The organism is Ruegeria sp. BI7 (assembly GCF_056537925.1).
Window position 1 is genome coordinate 60,231 of record NZ_JBQFSK010000002.1, and the last position, 14,657, is coordinate 74,887.

The window sequence follows — 14,657 nt, forward strand, 5'->3', positions numbered from 1 at the left end:
CCCAACCTGCGACAGGTGAACCGACCCTGCAGATCTTAGAAATGGGCCGACTTGGTCCCTTCCGGCGCGACCGGCGGTGCGAACTTGGTCAGGTCGATGCCTTCCACGGCGGATTTGTACTCTTCGATCTTCGGCGTCCGGCCCAAAATCGCTGAGAGGACAACAACCGGGGTCGATGCCAGCAAGCTTTCGCCTTTTTTGTCCGGTGCATCTGCCACGACGCGGCCCTGGAACAGGCGGGTCGACGTGGCAAGAACCGTATCACCCTTAGCGGCTTTTTCTTGGTTGCCCATGCACAGGTTACAGCCGGGGCGCTCAAGATAGAGAATATTTTCGTACTCGGTGCGCGCCTTCTGTTTCGGGAACAGGTCGTCGAATTCGAAGCCCGAGTATTTCTCGAGCACTTCCCAGTCGCCTTCTTCCTTCAGCTCGTCAATGATGTTGTAGGTCGGAGCTGCAACCACAAGCGGAGCTTTGAATTCGACCTTACCGGTTTCCTTTTCAAGATTTTTCAACATCTGGGCGACGATCTTGATGTCACCCTTATGCACCATGCACGACCCGACAAAGCCCAAATCTACATGTTTTTCGGCATTGTAGTACGAAATCGGACGGATCGTATCGTGTGTATAGCGCTTTGACACGTCAGCATTGTTGACATCCGGGTCGGCGATCATCGGCTCGACGATCTGATCCAGGTCGACGACAACCTCGGCGAAGTATTCCGCGTTGTTATCAGGAGTCAGAGCAGGTTTTTCACCGGACTTGATCTCGGCGATGCGTGCATCAGCGATGTCGATCAACTTCTGCAGCATCCCATTTTCATGCTCCATGCCCTTATCGATCATGATCTGGATGCGCGACTTGGCCAGCTCCAGCGATCCGATCAGGGTCTCGTCATTCGAGATACAGACAGACGCCTTGGCCTTCATCTCGGCCGTCCAGTCGGTGAAGGTAAAGGCCTGATCCGCCAACAGCGTGCCAATGTGTACTTCGATCACACGGCCCTGGAACACGTTGTCGCCATGCTGCTCCAGCATCTGCGCCTGGGTGGCGTGCACCACGTCGCGGAAATCCATATGCTCGGCCATCTTGCCCTTGAAGGTTACCTTGACCGATTCCGGAACCGGCATCGAGGCTTCACCGGTGGCCAGCGCCAGCGCCACGGTGCCCGAGTCGGCCCCAAAGGCCACGCCTTTGGACATCCGGGTATGGCTGTCGCCGCCAATGATCACCGACCAGTCATCCACGGTGATATCGTTCAGCACCTTGTGGATTACGTCCGTCATAGAGTGATAGACCCCTTTCGGGTCACGACCAGTGACAAGGCCGAAGTCGTTCATGAACTTCATCAGACGAGGCGTGTTTGCCTGCGCTTTGGCATCCCAGACCGACGCGGTATGACAACCCGACTGATAGGCACCATCAACGCTGGGTGCCACGACGGTGGCGGCCATCGCCTCAAGCTCTTGCATGGTCATCAGGCCGGTGGTGTCCTGCGAACCGACGATGTTGACCTTCACACGCACGTCTGAACCGGCGTGCAGAGTCTTGCCCGGCGTTGTGCCCACGGCATTCTTGTTAAAGATCTTCTCAACCGCGGTCAGACCCTGACCCTCGTGGCTGACTTCTTTCGACGGGGCAAACACCAGCGGTGCCTCAACACCCAGCGTCTCGGCCGCAAGTGCCTGCAGTTTCTTGCCGAAGACGATGGCGTAGGATCCGCCGGCCTTCATGAACTCTACTTTCTGCGGTGTGAAGGACGAACGCACGTCAACCAGTTCTTCACCATCTTCACTCAGAAGCTTTTGCGTTTTGGTGTTGATCTTCAGAACCGTGCCAGTTGCGACCGAGTACTTCTCTTCAAGGATCGGGTTGCCGTCATTGTTCAGGATCGCGTTGCCATCTTCATCTACCTTCTTGACCCAGTTTTTCAGGTCCAGACCGATGCCGCCGGTCACGCCCACGGTGGTCAGAAAGATCGGTGAGATGCCGTTGGTGCCCGCAACGATCGGCGCGAAATTGACGAATGGCACGTAGGGGCTGGCCTGCTTACCGGTCCACAGCGCCACGTTGTTCACGCCGGACATACGCGATGAGCCCACACCCATTGTGCCTTTTTCCGCAATGAGCATGACACGTTTGCCGGGGTGCTGCAGCTTCAGCGCTTCGACTTCCTGCTGCGCCTTATCCGAGATAAAGCACTTGCCGTGCAGTTCCCGGTCAGCCCGCGAGTGCGCCTGATTGCCTGGCGACAGCAAGTCGGTCGAGATGTCACCTTCGGCCGCGACATAGGTTACAACTTCGATTTCTTCGTCGATCTCGGGCAGCTTGGTAAAGAACTCTGCTTTGGCATAGCTCTCCAGGACGTCTTTTGCGATTGTATTTCCAGTTTCATAGGCCGCATTCAGACGGTCGGTATCCGCGTCATACAAGAAGACCTGCGATTTCAGCACCTCAGCGGCCTGATCCGCAATCGAGGCATCTTCACCCAGCGCCAGATCCAGCAGAACCTCAACCGAAGGACCGCCTTTCATGTGCGACAGCAGCTCAAACGCGAAAGGAACCGAGATCTCTTCGACCACCGCGTCGCCCAGAATGATCTCTTTCAGGAATTTGGCCTTTTCACCGGCGGCGCTGGTTGTGCCAGGCAGCGTGTTATAGATGAAAAAGTTCAGCGCCCCGTCCCGATGTTCGCTTGCCGCATCCTTGATATGGGCGACGATCTCTTTCAACAATGCACCGTCGTCGATGGGCTTGGGGTGCAGTCCTTGTCCTTTGCGGGTTTCGATCTCGCTGAGGTAATCTGTATAAAGGCTCATGGCTGTTCCGGCTGTTTGCGTTTCGTGTGGGTGCCTACCGGGTTTCCAGCGGTCTGGCCACTGCCGGTATCGAATTGTATGCGGCGGTATACTAATTTCCCGTAGACTTCAAGTGACCATCTGAAAAATGCGATCACAAAGTCCGGTATGGGCCGCAATTCAGCGGAACCAATAATCCCACCCGTCTAGGTAATACCCCGCCAGCACATGGGTCTGCAGCGTGTTGGGCTTGGCCGCAACGCGGTCCATATCGACACCAAACACCTGTACGGCCTGCCAGACATCAGGTGTCAGATAACTCAGCCCATCCGGCACATCCAAATCTCTCCCCGACAGTGGCGCGGGTGAGGCCAACACAAACCCCCATTCCCCGAAACGGTTCTGTCGCAAATTCCTTTGAAGGACGAGAAGGCAACGCAGGCGGGTTGTTTATCCTACCAGTTGAACAAACTGCTGAAACGGGGAGAGTCAAGACCTCGGATTCACCGCACTATCTGACTCGTGGAAAACCATCCGCACCAACAAGGGTGGTCCTTAGCTTCCGTTTAGTGGTGTTGCTCAATGCTGCGCCAGCAACCCACATTGCCGACCTTCGCTCTATTTGTTCAAAATTGGTGATGGCGAAACTCTAGACTGCGGGTTCACAGCGGACTTTGCAGTCGATTTCGCGAGGCTATCGCCAGTTTCAGATGATGACACAGTCGCACATTCCCGTCAAAATAACATCGCGAATACCACGCAAGTAAAGACCACACGAATTCGTTTTGAAAAAGAGCTTTAAGCAAGGAAATTTCATGATTCACTATCGAAATTGCATTGCTTTTGTCGCAGTAATTCTTGGTATGGGCGCGCTACTTACCGCGTTATTTGGAGGAAGCCCAACTGCGTTAGTGATTGTCGCCGTTTCAGTTTTTGTGGCTTCTCTCGCGATCTCGAAAACCAACCCTCTGAACGGAGAAGCCGTCGACCGAACTTACTACACATCGGCTATGTTGGGAGCTTGTCTCTATTTCTACGCGCAGTCAGTGGAGCGCACAGAGTTTCTCGGGTATCGAGACTTGGCCGAACTAAGATCTCAGCTAGAGGACTCTCAGTCGACCGTGGATCGGCTTGAAATCGATGTCGAAAATGGAACGGGCGCGGCCCGATTCATCCGAGAGAACGAAGAGCAATCAGTTCGCGAGATTAGTCGTGAAATTGCCGAGTTTCGTTCGCTTCAAATCAAGATGAACGCAGCAGAACTGGACGCATGCTTAATTGGAAGCGGCTTTGACTTTGGGGCTACCGACTTCGGCCTAGATGAGCCATCTGGTGTTGATGCAATCATTGATGACCATCAAAAAGAAATGGAGCGCGTATTTGCTCAACAAATGTGCTCCGCAGCCAGAACGAGAATCGAACAAGAGCGGGCTATTTTTGTCGAAAACTATCCGCTAGCGACAAGGTTCGGCGATATCGAGCAAACCGTGCTGAAAGAGAGTGGAATATCTCAACGTTTGGTACGGCTCGGCGGGTACAGCGTGACGATAGGAACAGCGTCTGCGGTCTTTAGCGGCGAATTTTCTATGGCAGAGCACATCACTGCCCTTGAAGAGGCACAAACCGTCCTCAATCAAAAAATCGACGATGTTCGGTCCAAAAGCGGAGAAATTACCGACGAAATTGAGAAGGAGAAAGAGCGATCAGCTTCCACAATTGGACAGATCGCTCTCTTCATCTGGCCATACGTCTTGATTGCACTGCTAGGGTTAAAGCTCTCTCGCGCGCCTAGAAAGAACACGCCTCAATTGGGTTAGCATCTTGCTATCCGACCTCTTCTTTGGGGGGATCGATCTGATATCCGCTTCATTGCTGTGTCTTCCGCAACCGCCTATGAGCGGACGGGTATAGTCGGCCCATTGCCGACCTTGAGCGCTATGTTCGAATGCTGCGTTTGCAGCCCACATTGCTGCCGTTCGCTGCACGGGCAATATACAGAGTGTTATGAACTCACCAAATGCGGGACGAAGCGGGCGCTAGAGTGTCCCAGGATTAGGAGCTAAATTTTCCAAGCTCAACTGCAAAACTACTCGGTCTTTCGCCACTTTGACTGATAAGGCGAGGTCGATCTTGGGGGCTATTCCAAATGCTCAAGAATTGGTTTCAAGCTATGAAGATAAAAAATGTTCGGCCTGCAGGCAGCGAACGTTGGCGTTTACCGCCCTACAATCAGTGATGGATTTTACCTGCCTTGAACGGGGCTAGGCTCTCTTGGAACTGCTCGATGAACTCTAGCGTCACCAGTGACGGTTGCTTCAAAATCGGACGCACAAGGGAAAGCGTATGTGACAAGAGCGGTTTGAACGGTCGGTAGCTCAATCCCTTGTCTGCATATTGGACGGCGTCCAATTCGCTGACCACGGAAATCCCAACACCTTTTACAGCCAATTCACAAGCCGCCGTGAACTGCCTGACTTCTATGTGGGAATTCAGTTTGACATTGGCGCTTTGAAACGCTTTTGAAAGCTGTCCAAAAAAATTGCTGTCGCGCCGTGTGTGAATAATCTTGGCGGTTGCAAGATCCGTAGGTGTCACCTCGGAGAGGTGCTCCAATTCATGTCCGGTAGGAAACACGCAAACTGTTCGGACATCGATGTCTCTGCTTTCGACCGCCGGATGCCCGTTAAAGTTATCTGTGATTCCGAAATCATATTGCTCACCGATCATCCACTCGAGAATGCGTTCCGGTCTGTCAGGTTCGATCGTCATGGTTACACCTGGCCGATCTTGTAAAAACGTGGCGATGACGTTGGGAAGGTGACTGGTGGCGAACCCGGGCAAACATGCGATGCGGATGTGTCCCGCTTTGCGTTGGGTGATGTCTTGACTAACGTCCGAGATCTGCTTCATCAATTCCAAAACGCGCTCTACGCTGGGTTGCAGATAACGCACCTCCTGCGAAGGCACTAAGCGACCTTCACGGCGATCAAAAAGTTGAAAGCCAAGCGATTTTTCCAGATCGGAAAGCAGTCGGCTGACCGCAGGTTGGCTTATCCCAAGATCCGTAGCTGCGGCAGTGACCGATCCGTTTGTGGAAACTGCCATGAGCGCTTCCAATTGGCGGATCCTCAAAGTTTGACTCATACTTTGATCCTGGTTCGTTGTTCGCTTAGTTGTTATATAATGTAATGTTATGTTTTTCTCAAAAATTAAATGCTTGAATTATAAATTTGTAACGTTAACGTCGTGAAATCGTCATGTGTGCTGATTACGCGTTGCGGTCGGTATTCAACGAAGCATCGAACCTGATGCATGGGAGGAATCATGAAAAAGAATTTTCTCGGCGCTCTCGCCGTCACAACTGCCTTGTCCCCAGTGGCGGCAATGGCGCAAACTGAAATTCAGTTCTGGCATCAGTTCACCGGACGCCTGGGTGAGCTTGTAGATGCACAGATCGAAGGCTTTAACGCCAGTCAGGATGAATACGTCGTCGTTGGCCAGCATAAGGGGAACTATTCCGAAGTTCTGAACGCCGGTATTGCGGCCTTCCGCGCGGGTGATCCCCCACATATCTTGCAGGTGTTCGAGGTCGGCACTGCGACCATGATGGCAGCCAAGGGCGCGGTCAAACCGGTGCACGAAGTTATGGAAAGCGCTGGTGGGTCATTTGACCAGAACGCGTATATCGGTGCTGTGAAAGGTTATTATACGGACGTTAACGGAGACATGCTGTCGCTTCCGTTCAACTCCTCAACGCCGGTATTGTGGGTCAACCGCGACGCGTTCGAGGCGGCAGGTGTCGACCCAGACACCGACCTGTCCACTTGGGAAAAAGTCGGCGAGGTCCTTGATCAACTGAAAGCCGGTGGCGAGGATTGCCCACTGGTTACTGCATGGCAAAGCTGGATTCATCTGGAAAACCTGTCGGCCTATCATGACGTGCCGTTTGCCTCCAAGGACAACGGGTTTGCCGGTTTGGATACCGAGCTGATGGTGAACGGGCCGACTCAGGTGGCGCATTTGACCGCCATGGGTGACTGGGCAAAGGACGGTAAGTTCATCTACACGGGCCGCAGAAACGAAGGCGGAGCGAACTTCCGGGCAGGGGAATGCGCGCTGTTCACCGAAAGCTCGGCTGGGTATGCAGGTATCAGTTCCGAGGCCGAGTTCGAATTCGATGTACGACCGCTGCCCTATTGGGAGGCTGTTATCAGTGAGCCCCAGAATACCATTATCGGCGGTGCTTCGCTGTGGGTGATGGAAGGTCACGACGCCGAAGAATACAAGGGCGTTGGCGAGTTCCTGAACTACTTGTCCTCTTCTGATATTCAGGCTGATTGGCACCAGAATACCGGGTATCTTCCGATCACTGGCGCAGCAGGCGACGCTACTCGCGCCGCTGGATTCTACGAACAGAACCCTGGCACTGACATCGCCGTCATCCAGATGACCGCGAAAGAGCCGACCGCGAATTCGAAAGGTCTGCGTCTGGGGTCGTTCGACCAAATTCGCGGCATCATCGACGAAGAGCTCGAGGCCGTCTGGTCCGGCGAGAAAACCGCTCAGGAAGCGATGGACAGCGCGAAAGAGCGAGGTGACGCTCTGCTGCGCCGGTTCGAATCCGCCAATCAATAAGTCGTAACTCGATGCGGGCCTGTTTCGGGCCCGCATTTTCTATATTCGGTGGTTTATCGGGATGGAAAAACGCGTCACCTTTCGCGGCTGGCTTTTGCCATTGGCGCTAATCGCCCCGCAGGTCATCATTTCCGCTGTATTTTTTTTCTATCCGGCGGGGCAGGCTGTTTGGCAATCTCTATTCATACCTGACCCGTTTGGGCTGTCGTCCCAGTTCGTGGGTCTCGGTAACTTTGAATTCCTGCTGAGCGATAAATTCTACCGAGCCTCTTTCGTGACGACAGCGGTGTTTTCAACGCTTGTCACTCTCTGCTCGATGATCCCGGCGTTGTTTCTGGCGGTCATCGCGGACCGCCTGATCAAAGGATCGGGCTTTTACCGGACGCTACTGATCTGGCCCTACGCAGTTGCCCCCGCTGTTGCAGGCGTGCTGTGGCTATTCATGTTCAACACACGCGTCGGCGTTGTCTCGTGGTACCTCGGCCAACTCGGCTATGACTGGAACCATGTCCTGAACGGAACCGAGGCCATGGGGCTGGTTGTTGTCGCCTCGGCCTGGGGGCGCATCAGCTATAACTTCCTGTTTTTCTTCGCGGCATTGCAGTCAGTTCCAAGGTCCGTGATTGAGGCCGCTGCGATCGACGGCGCGCGTTTCTGGCGCCGGTTCTTCACCATAGTGCTGCCGCTCTTGTCACCCACCGCGTTCTTCCTGCTGGTGGTTAATGTTGTCTACGCCTTCTTTGAAACCTTCGGCGTGATCCACACGATTACCGGTGGTGGACCACAACAGGCAACAACCATTCTGGTCTACAAGGTCTTCTCGGATGGGTTCGTGGGACAGGATTTGGGTTCTTCTTCGGCGCAATCGGTCATCCTGCTGATCGTCGTCGGCCTGCTGACGGTCATCCAATTCAAATACGTGGAAAAAAGGGTGCACTACTGATGGCAGCCCAACAACACGGAATGGTCGAAAAACGCGGGATGGGCATCTGGCTGACCCATGCCATGATGATCCTCGGGGTGTTGATCATCTTTTTCCCGATCTGGCTGGCCTTTGTCGCGTCGACCGTAACCCAACCGGAAATCGTGACACCGCCCATGCCGTTGGTGCCGGGTGATCAGTTCTGGGAAAACTACAAGGCCGCGCTGTTTTCCGGCGTGAATGTCCCGGTTGCAACGATGCTGTTCAACAGTTTGGTGATGGCCATCGGGATTGCCGTTGGCAAAATAGTCATCTCGCTGTTGTCAGCCTTTGCGATTGTCTATTTCCGTTTTCCCGGGCGGACAACATTCTTTTGGCTGATCTTCCTGACGCTTATGCTACCGGTCGAGGTGCGTATCGTTCCAACGTTCGAAGTTGTTGCCGGGTTCGGTATGCTCAACAGCTATTACGGATTGATCTTCCCTCTTATCGCTTCGGCCACGGCAACATTTCTTTTCCGGCAGTTCTTTCTGACGATCCCGGATGAACTGGCCGAAGCTGCCCGCGTGGACGGGGCCCGGCCGATGCGGTTCTTCATCGATATCGTGGTGCCGATGAGCCGGACCAATATCGCGGCGTTGTTCGTGATCCTGTTCATCTATGGGTGGAACCAATATCTCTGGCCGCTTTTGATAACCACCGACCCTGAAATGAACACCATTGTGATGGGTATCAAACAGATGTTCCCTTCTGGCGATGATGTGGCCGAATGGCCAGTCATCATGGCCACATCCATTCTGGCGATGATCCCGCCAGTCATCGTGGTGGTGTCGATGCAAAAGCTCTTTGTCCGCGGCCTTGTCGATAGCGAGAAGTAAGAAATGGCAACAGTAACCCTTGAGAACGTCAAAAAGAGCTTTGGCCCGACGGACGTCATCCATGGCATCGATATCGACATTGCGGATGGTGAGTTCATCGTAATCGTTGGCCCCTCGGGCTGCGGGAAGTCCACGCTGTTGCGGATGGTTGCGGGCCTGGAAACCGTGACATCCGGCGAAATCCGGATTGGAGAGGAACGGGCCAACGACAAAGAGCCGATGGATCGCGATATCGCTATGGTGTTCCAGAACTATGCGCTCTACCCACATATGTCTGTGCGCCAGAACATGGGATATGGCCTGAAAATCGCCGGGTTGCCGAAGGCCCAGATTGACCAGAAAGTGACCGAGGCCGCCAGACTATTGCAGCTGGAACCCTTGCTGGATCGCAAACCCAGACAACTATCAGGCGGTCAGCGTCAAAGGGTGGCGATGGGTCGGGCCATTGTCCGCGAGCCAGCAGTTTTCCTGTTTGATGAGCCGCTTTCGAACCTAGATGCCAAGCTGCGGGTTCAGATGCGTCTGGAAATTCGCGAACTCCAGGAAAAGCTGGGGATCACGGCGCTCTATGTGACCCACGATCAGGTCGAGGCCATGACGATGGCCGACAGGATGATCGTGATGAATGGTGGCATCGCCGAGCAGATTGGAACGCCGTTAGAGGTCTACGAAACACCGAGAACTCTGTTCGCGGCACAGTTCATTGGCAGCCCTGCGATGAATGTGTTTGACGCCCAGCGTGAAAACGGGACGATCAAGATCGGTGAAATTGCGGTCGGCCGATCTGCAGGTCCTGATACCGCGTTGAAGCTGGGGATACGCCCAGAGCATCTGCTGTTGGATGATAATGGTCCGCTGGAATCGGCGATTCAGATGGCAGAACCGTTGGGGGCCAATACTTTGTTGCACGGTCAACTAGCGAGAGTCGGCGGAGCGATCACGATAAGCCTTCCGGGAGTCCATCCGATCGAGGGCCGGCATCCGAACATGCGGTTCTCGGTCGCCCCAGAGCACATGCATCTGTTTGACCAATCAACTGGTGAAAGGCTGGGCGGCTAATGACGTTTCCTCAAGTCGAAGCCTTCCGTGGTGGCGAAAACCTGATCCGGATCGTGGGCCATCGAGGGGCAAGAGGCGTTTTGCCCGAAAACAGCATGATTGGTTTTGATTTCTCGCTGTCTATCGGTGTCCCGCTTCTTGAGTTTGATGTTGTCCTGACGGCGGATGACGTGCCGGTCATAACCCATAATCATCGTCTGCACGCCCCGAGCTTTCGCGGCGCAGATGGCCTGTTTCTGACCGGGGAGGAACCGAAGGTTTCGTCACTGACTTTCGAAAAGATTCAGCAATTCGATATTGGACGGTTAGACGGGCATTCTGCCTATGGCCAACGCTTTCCAGACCAGGCCCAATTGGAAGGCGTTCGAGTCCCAAGGCTGATGGACTTGCTAGATTTGGTAAGTGAACCAAAATACGGCGATGCCTATCTGATGCTCGAACTGAAGTCGGATCCTGACGTGGCCGATGATCCGCTTCATAGGGAGAACTTTGTCGGGCGAGTTCTACAGGAAGTTCGCGGCAAAGGTCTTTCGTCGCGCGCGGTACTGCACAGTTTTGACTGGAACCTTCTGGAGGAATGTCAGCGAAAAGCTCCTGATATGCCGTCTTCTTACCTTACACAGCTTCCAGATAACGCGGATGATGTTGGGGAGGATTCCTCGAAAGCGGTTTGCCCTGACTTTCGTGGTCGTTGTGATGAAATTCCCAATTTGGTCAAGCAAGCTGGCGGTTCGCTTTGGTGCCCGTACTACGCGGATGTAACAGCTGAAAATGTGGCGCGCGCAAAAGAACTTGGCCTATGTGTTGCCGTTTGGACGGTCAATGAGCACGAAGAAATAGACAGGATGATCGACCTGCGCGTGGATGCAATCGTATCTGATTATCCTGGGCGGGTTCAAAGGCATCTGTCGGATTTAGGCATGGGTTGGCATATCGACAACCAGTGAATTCTGCATTGCTAATTCGTGACTTTTTTATGTTTCTTCCAGTCGCAATCGGAAAGGGTTGGTCACATCTTCACTTCAACCTCCTGTGTAGGGCGAGAAGCATAACGGCTCAGCGTAGTAAACAAGTTGCAGCATTGCCTCTGCAATTGTTCGGCGGTCGCCCCAAAGTACTCCTAATCATGTCGCGTGACACAGGACGCTGGATCATGCCCAAGGGCTGGCCGATGGACGGTGAGCAAGACTGGCGCACGGTAGAAATTGAAGCGCTGGCGGAGGCTGGTGTGGAAGATACATTTTCTCGCAAGCCGATCGGTGAGTTTGAGTACGCTAAGACTTTTAACGATGGTACCAGTGTCCAAGTGAAAGCCACCTTCTACCCGCTCTACATCTATAAGGTGAAGCGCCGGTGGAAGGAAAAGCACGAAAGAAAAAGGCACTGGCTTTCACCGAAAGGAACTGCGAAAGCACTCAAACAGCCAGAGTTGGAAGACTTGCTCTTAGACCTAAAAAACAATCCAAGAAAGAACAGATCAATACGCGCAATCGCAGCGGCTTGAGGCTATCAACCCCTAGCCAGCTTCGCGTACCCGTCTCTGGTCTGTGGCGTTTTAATGCCCAACAAACTACCTGCGAGCTGTGTTTTCAGAATCTGCGCAGTTCCACCACCGATGGTAAACATGCGCACGTCGCGATACATGCGCTCGATTGGCTCCTGCGCGCCGTATCCGCGCGCACCAAATATCTGCAAGGAGTCGTTGACGACTTTGATCGCCTGTTCAGACGCAAAGGCTTTTGCCCTGGCTGCCATTGCCATGTCGGGAAACCCAGTCGAACCAAGGGATCCAGCGGCTTCATGCAACATCAGACGGGACGCATGGACCGCCGTGTCCATGTCTGCAAACATCCATTGAAGACCCTGAAACTCCTGCAACGGGCGGCCGAATTGATTACGCTCACGCAGATATCTTTTTGAGTGCTCCAGCGCACCGGCTGCAATTCCCATGGCTACCGTTCCCGCCCCGACACGCTGGCTGTTATAAGCGGTCATCAGATCGGCAAAGCCACGTTTTATTCCCGATGGGGTGACCAGCGCGAAACGCTCATCAACTTCCAGATCGGTAAAACGAAGCTCAGTTTCGGGCATGCCGCACAGCCCCATGGTCCGTTCGCGACCGACCACATCGAACCCTTTGGGGGCGATACCGTTTTCAGGATCGTAGTGAACCAGAAAACCGGTGATCCCGAGATCGGTTCCGTCCTCATCCAGAACACGCGCAAAAATTAGGTAAAGCTTCGAAACGCCGCCGCCCGTGATCCAGTGTTTGCTGCCGTTGATCAGATATTTCCCGCCAACACGCCGGGCCGTTGTCTGCATCTCGGTCGCCGCGCTGCCGGCGTTGGGTTCAGTTATACAGATCGCGGGCTTGTCCCCCGACAGGACAAGCGGGGCCACAAAATCCCGTTGCTCATCTGTGCCATAGGTCATGATCGCGCTGATGCCGCCCATATTGGCCTCGACGACAATCCTGGCACTCAACGCGCAGGCTTTGGCGATTTCTTCGACGGCCAAAACCACGTCAAGGTATGAGGCGCCGAGCCCTCCGAACCTGGGCGGGATTGTCATGCCCATAAGCCCTGCGTCAGTCAGTTCACGTACATTTTCCCAACAATAGGTGCGAGTTTCGTCCCAGTGACCGGCCCGGTCCGCAAATCCTGGAGCAAGTTCGCGGGCGATTTCCTGATACGTCTTTGTTCCCTGGTCAAGCATTGGGTCATCCTCTCTATTCACAATTATGTGAGAGCTCGCATGTTGTTTTCAATCGAATTTACTTTGCCTTTAAATTAAGTTTTACTGAATTTATGCAGATTTCAGCTTTTGAAACACTGGTTGCGATTGCGCAGCACAGCTCATTTTCTCGAACCGCAGAAGTGCGCAACATGACACTGTCTGCTGTCAGCATGCAGATGAAATCGCTGGAAGAAGAGCTTGGCACAGCGTTGTTCGACCGCCGGTATCGGCCGCCCAAACTGACGCCACTCGGAGTGAGGGTTGCTCAGGACGCCAAGACAATAGTTGATGCCTACTCAGTTCTGAAATCAAGATGTGTGCCTGCCGATCAACTGACCGGAACGTACCGGGTCGGGTTTGTCCCTTCTGCTGCTGCTCGCATTCTGCCCCTGTTTCTTGGAACGGCAGAACAGCTGGCTCCAAAAGCAATGTTGAGAACCAGTACCGGATTGTCAGAGACTTTGTGCGAACAGGTCCGGAACGGTCAACTGGATGCCGCAATCGTAACTGAAATCGCAGATGCGACATTTGATCTTTGCTGCGAAACCGTGATCCGTGAGGAAATGGTGATCGCGGCACCGCTGGACAGCAAGGTAAAAGGACTAAGCGGACTTTCCGGATCACACCCTTTTTTGCATTTCATTCCGTCGTCGGGCATTGGCAAGCTGATCGCCCAATACCGTGATCAGATGCAATTGAAGTCGAAGGAAGTGATTATCCTTGATAGTATCGAAGCCATCGTAAACTGCGTTAAAAACGGCATCGGATACGCGCTATTACCAAAAACAGACGTATTGCGGTATGGCGCTGAACAGGTTCTTGTCCTGCCGTGTAAGCCGCAACCGTTGTTTCGCAACATCTCACTGGTGACACGCGAAGACGCCCTGACTGAAATATGGCGCTCAAAGCTGAAGACATTGCTTGAGGCCAGCATAACCGGTCTGGAAAACGCGGAAATCTAAGTTGCTTAAATCGTTTGGTGGATCGCCCGCAACACCCGAACTAGAGACCTGTAGATGACATAAGCCAGATGTTTGCCCTAGTCTGACACAAGGCGCGGCCATGAGTGCTGCGCTGAAATATCGTCGGGATTGTTACGCCGAGGGTTGGTTTAATGCAGGAGCTTCAGGTCCAATCAGTCCGTTCCCGTTGGCGCGCACTCCTGTCGCTATTGTCGGGACCGATATTGTTTTTCCTCCTCTGCTCGCTTGATCCGCCAACCGGAATGTGCGTTTCGCGATTTGCTAAAGGCTCAGAACCTAACTCTCGCAATACGTAGATGAACCGATTTATTCCTGCCGCGCCATCACGTGATGCATGACCAAGTTCAGCACTTCGACATCATCCTGATTAAATGTCCGATAGCGAAACCGTACCGTTCCCCGGTCGGGCTTGGAACGAGACGGCGTATGCACCTCGACCGTAATACGAGGGCGGAGCGTGTCGCCTGGGAACACAGGAGAAAGCCACCGAATTTCGTCCAGCCATGGCCACCCTAGTTGGTGCCGGTGAGTATGCCGGTGTCACGAAAAAGGCGGAAGGTGAGGGGAATGGTTTGAAACCTACTGGCAATTCCTAGCTCCTGGTCCACCAGTGCTATCGCTCACCTACGTCAGAAGTTACCGT

13 protein-coding genes are annotated in these 14,657 nt (G+C 53.8%); 8 read left to right on the plus strand and 5 right to left on the minus strand.

The genetic code is table 11. The annotated features are described in order from the left end of the window. Positions 1-35: 35 nt before the first annotated feature. Together ACR0JB_RS07950 and ACR0JB_RS07955 are read right to left on the minus strand one after the other, a co-directional pair. Positions 36-2,822 carry a bifunctional aconitate hydratase 2/2-methylisocitrate dehydratase gene (locus tag ACR0JB_RS07950; RefSeq protein WP_170394558.1) on the minus strand — a complete coding sequence of 929 codons (2,787 nt, stop codon included), beginning with the start codon at positions 2,820-2,822 and terminating at the stop codon, positions 36-38. 159 nt (positions 2,823-2,981) lie between these two features. Beyond that, positions 2,982-3,212 carry a hypothetical protein gene (locus ACR0JB_RS07955; RefSeq protein ID WP_480789810.1) on the minus strand — a complete coding sequence of 77 codons (231 nt, stop codon included), beginning with the start codon at positions 3,210-3,212 and terminating at the stop codon, positions 2,982-2,984. Positions 3,213-3,616: 404 nt separating this feature from the next. Between ACR0JB_RS07955 and ACR0JB_RS07960 the strand changes: the two genes are divergently transcribed. Continuing rightward, positions 3,617-4,618: a hypothetical protein gene (locus tag ACR0JB_RS07960; protein WP_170506087.1), complete on the plus strand. Its 1,002-nt coding sequence runs from the start codon at positions 3,617-3,619 to the stop codon at positions 4,616-4,618. Positions 4,619-5,030: 412 nt separating this feature from the next. Here ACR0JB_RS07960 and ACR0JB_RS07965 read toward each other — a convergent pair whose 3' ends face one another. Next, a complete protein-coding gene (locus tag ACR0JB_RS07965) occupies positions 5,031-5,945 on the minus strand; it encodes a LysR substrate-binding domain-containing protein (protein ID WP_170394565.1) in 915 nt (304 codons plus the stop codon). 180 nt (positions 5,946-6,125) lie between these two features. Here ACR0JB_RS07965 and ugpB point away from each other — a divergent pair, with 180 nt between their 5' ends. From ugpB to ACR0JB_RS07995, 6 genes are all read left to right on the plus strand, one after another. Next, on the plus strand, positions 6,126-7,436 hold the full coding sequence (ugpB, locus tag ACR0JB_RS07970; protein ID WP_170394568.1) for a sn-glycerol-3-phosphate ABC transporter substrate-binding protein UgpB: 1,311 nt from the start codon (positions 6,126-6,128) through the stop codon (positions 7,434-7,436). 61 nt (positions 7,437-7,497) lie between these two features. Then, the gene (gene ugpA / locus ACR0JB_RS07975; RefSeq protein WP_170394571.1) at positions 7,498-8,379 is read left to right on the plus strand and encodes a sn-glycerol-3-phosphate ABC transporter permease UgpA; all 882 of its coding nucleotides are present in this window, start codon (positions 7,498-7,500) and stop codon (positions 8,377-8,379) included. Between the two features lie 20 nt (positions 8,380-8,399). Beyond that, positions 8,400-9,236 carry a sn-glycerol-3-phosphate ABC transporter permease UgpE gene (gene ugpE, locus ACR0JB_RS07980; protein WP_170395270.1) on the plus strand — a complete coding sequence of 279 codons (837 nt, stop codon included), beginning with the start codon at positions 8,400-8,402 and terminating at the stop codon, positions 9,234-9,236. A gap of 3 nt (positions 9,237-9,239) precedes the next feature. Further along, positions 9,240-10,295 carry a sn-glycerol-3-phosphate ABC transporter ATP-binding protein UgpC gene (gene ugpC, locus ACR0JB_RS07985; protein ID WP_170362664.1) on the plus strand — a complete coding sequence of 352 codons (1,056 nt, stop codon included), beginning with the start codon at positions 9,240-9,242 and terminating at the stop codon, positions 10,293-10,295. Beyond that, positions 10,295-11,242: a glycerophosphodiester phosphodiesterase family protein gene (locus ACR0JB_RS07990; RefSeq protein ID WP_170394574.1), complete on the plus strand. Its 948-nt coding sequence runs from the start codon at positions 10,295-10,297 to the stop codon at positions 11,240-11,242. The genes ugpC and ACR0JB_RS07990 overlap by 1 nt, the downstream gene beginning before the upstream one ends. Before the next feature lie 206 nt (positions 11,243-11,448). After that, positions 11,449-11,799: an NUDIX hydrolase gene (locus tag ACR0JB_RS07995; protein ID WP_480789811.1), complete on the plus strand. Its 351-nt coding sequence runs from the start codon at positions 11,449-11,451 to the stop codon at positions 11,797-11,799. Positions 11,800-11,804: 5 nt separating this feature from the next. Here ACR0JB_RS07995 and acdA read toward each other — a convergent pair whose 3' ends face one another. After that, on the minus strand, positions 11,805-13,010 hold the full coding sequence (acdA, locus tag ACR0JB_RS08000; RefSeq protein ID WP_170394580.1) for a 3-sulfinopropanoyl-CoA desulfinase: 1,206 nt from the start codon (positions 13,008-13,010) through the stop codon (positions 11,805-11,807). On the opposite strand from acdA, the gene ACR0JB_RS08005 reads away from it, so the two are divergent. Beyond that, complete coding sequence (locus tag ACR0JB_RS08005) at positions 13,010-13,993, plus strand: LysR family transcriptional regulator (protein WP_170394583.1); 984 nt, start codon at positions 13,010-13,012, stop codon at positions 13,991-13,993. The two genes, acdA and ACR0JB_RS08005, sit on opposite strands and share 1 nt — an antisense overlap. Before the next feature lie 327 nt (positions 13,994-14,320). Here ACR0JB_RS08005 and ACR0JB_RS08010 read toward each other — a convergent pair whose 3' ends face one another. Further along, entirely contained in the window at positions 14,321-14,488 is a 168-nt protein-coding gene (locus ACR0JB_RS08010) for a hotdog family protein (protein ID WP_170424761.1), read from the minus strand. Positions 14,489-14,657: the final 169 nt, after the last annotated feature.

Bases quoted from the DNA above. Each gene is read 5' to 3' on its own strand.
- ACR0JB_RS07950 (WP_170394558.1), bottom strand. From the start codon at position 2,822: ATGAGCCTTTATACAGATTACCTCAGCGAGATCGAAACCCGCAAAGGA.
- ACR0JB_RS07960 (WP_170506087.1), top strand. From the start codon at position 3,617: ATGATTCACTATCGAAATTGCATTGCTTTTGTCGCAGTAATTCTTGGT.
- ACR0JB_RS07965 (WP_170394565.1), bottom strand. From the start codon at position 5,945: ATGAGTCAAACTTTGAGGATCCGCCAATTGGAAGCGCTCATGGCAGTT.
- ugpB (WP_170394568.1), top strand. From the start codon at position 6,126: ATGAAAAAGAATTTTCTCGGCGCTCTCGCCGTCACAACTGCCTTGTCC.
- ugpA (WP_170394571.1), top strand. From the start codon at position 7,498: ATGGAAAAACGCGTCACCTTTCGCGGCTGGCTTTTGCCATTGGCGCTA.
- ugpE (WP_170395270.1), top strand. From the start codon at position 8,400: ATGGTCGAAAAACGCGGGATGGGCATCTGGCTGACCCATGCCATGATG.
- ugpC (WP_170362664.1), top strand. From the start codon at position 9,240: ATGGCAACAGTAACCCTTGAGAACGTCAAAAAGAGCTTTGGCCCGACG.
- ACR0JB_RS07990 (WP_170394574.1), top strand. From the start codon at position 10,295: ATGACGTTTCCTCAAGTCGAAGCCTTCCGTGGTGGCGAAAACCTGATC.
- ACR0JB_RS07995 (WP_480789811.1), top strand. From the start codon at position 11,449: ATGCCCAAGGGCTGGCCGATGGACGGTGAGCAAGACTGGCGCACGGTA.
- acdA (WP_170394580.1), bottom strand. From the start codon at position 13,010: ATGCTTGACCAGGGAACAAAGACGTATCAGGAAATCGCCCGCGAACTT.